The organism is Acinetobacter sp. YH12049, from assembly GCF_013419875.1.
Classification (GTDB): Bacteria; Pseudomonadota; Gammaproteobacteria; order Pseudomonadales; family Moraxellaceae; genus Acinetobacter; species Acinetobacter amyesii.
The window spans coordinates 1-1,656 of the sequence record NZ_VOZH01000103.1; the positions used below are offsets into that span (position 1 = coordinate 1).

The following is a 1,656-nucleotide window of genomic DNA, read 5'->3' on the forward strand; positions in this document are numbered from 1 at the left end:
AGGCCTCAGCATTTTATTATGGTGATCCCCTGGGCGAAATGCGCCTGGTAAGCAGAGTTTTTGAAATGTAAGGCCTTTGAATAAGACAAAAGGCTGCCTCATCGCTAACTTTGCAACAGTGCCATTTTAAGCGTTATGCTAAGCCCAGGAAGCCGCAGGATCTTTTGAACCACAACTGCATTAACGTCCGCTATTCTGATACGAGTGGATTGTACGCCTGGGAATTCGAGAAAGATGCTCAGAAATTCAGTCTGAAAGTCAAAGGGCAATATATTGCGAACAGCACGATTCATCAGCTCGATGCAGCATTAGACGGGCTGGGGATTGCCTATATTCCCGAGTATGTTGCAGATGGATATATCAAAAGCGGCAAGCTGATTGCTGTTCTGACCGAGTGGTGTCCATATTTTGACGGCTACCATATTTATTATCCTCACCGCCGACAGGATTCTCCTGCGTTTATGGCTTTTCTGCAAGTTTTGCGTGACAGGTACAATAATGGAATAAGATAAATTTATGAGTAAAGGATTATGTCCACGATAAGCACCTGGGTCGATTCCTGGGAGGCGGCCATGAGGGTAGGGAAGCGCCGTCCCGTCAAGTCAGCGTAATGCTCTGCCAGTGTTACAACCAATTAACCAATTCTGATTAGAAAAACTCATCGAGCATCAAATGAAACTGCAATTTATTCATATCAGGATTATCAATACCATATTTTTGAAAAAGCCGTTTCTGTAATGAAGGAGAAAACTCACCGAGGCAGTTCCATAGGATGGCAAGATCCTGGTATCGGTCTGCGATTCCGACTCGTCCAACATCAATACAACCTATTAATTTCCCCTCGTCAAAAATAAGGTTATCAAGTGAGAAATCACCATGAGTGACGACTGAATCCGGTGAGAATGGCAAAAGCTTATGCATTTCTTTCCAGACTTGTTCAACAGGCCAGCCATTACGCTCGTCATCAAAATCACTCGCATCAACCAAACCGTTATTCATTCGTGATTGCGCCTGAGCGAGACGAAATGCGCGATCGCTGTTAAAAGGACAATTACAAACAGGAATCGAATGCAACCGGCGCAGGAACGCTGCCAGCGCATCAACAATATTTTCACCTGAATCAGGATATTCTTCTAATACCTGGAATGCTGTTTTCCCGGGGATCGCAGTGGTGAGTAACCATGCATCATCAGGAGTACGGATAAAATGCTTGATGGTCGGAAGAGGCATAAATGCCGTCAGCCAGTTTAGTCTGACCATCTCATCTGTAACATCATTGGCAACGCTACCTTTGCCATGTTTCAGAAACAACTCTGGCGCATCGGGCTTCCCATACAATCGATAGATTGTCGCACCTGATTGCCCGACATTATCGCGAGCCCATCTATACCCATATAAATCAGCATCCAGGTTGGAATTTAATCGCGGCCTCGAGCAAGACGTTTCCCGTTGAATATGGCTCATAACACCCCTTGTATTACTGTTTATGTAAGCAGACAGTTTTATTGTTCATGATGATATATTTTTATCGGCACTGTTGCAAATAGTCGGTGGTGATAAACTTATCATCCCCTTTTGCTGATGGAGCTGCACATGAACCCATTCAAAGGCCGGCATTTTCAGCGTGACATCATTCTGTGGGCCGTACGCTGGTAC

The 1,656-nt window shown here is 44.9% G+C and carries 2 protein-coding genes; one reads left to right on the plus strand and one right to left on the minus strand.

The window, feature by feature from the left end; genetic code table 11:
- Window positions 1–110: 110 nt before the first annotated feature.
- Window positions 111–512, plus strand: a complete 402-nt coding sequence (locus FTU05_RS17625; protein ID WP_001183556.1) for a LysR substrate-binding domain-containing protein — start codon at window positions 111–113, stop codon at window positions 510–512.
- Between the two features lie 136 nt (window positions 513–648).
- Here FTU05_RS17625 and FTU05_RS17630 read toward each other — a convergent pair whose 3' ends face one another.
- Window positions 649–1,464: an APH(3')-I family aminoglycoside O-phosphotransferase gene (locus FTU05_RS17630; RefSeq protein WP_000018323.1), complete on the minus strand. Its 816-nt coding sequence runs from the start codon at window positions 1,462–1,464 to the stop codon at window positions 649–651.
- Window positions 1,465–1,656: the final 192 nt, after the last annotated feature.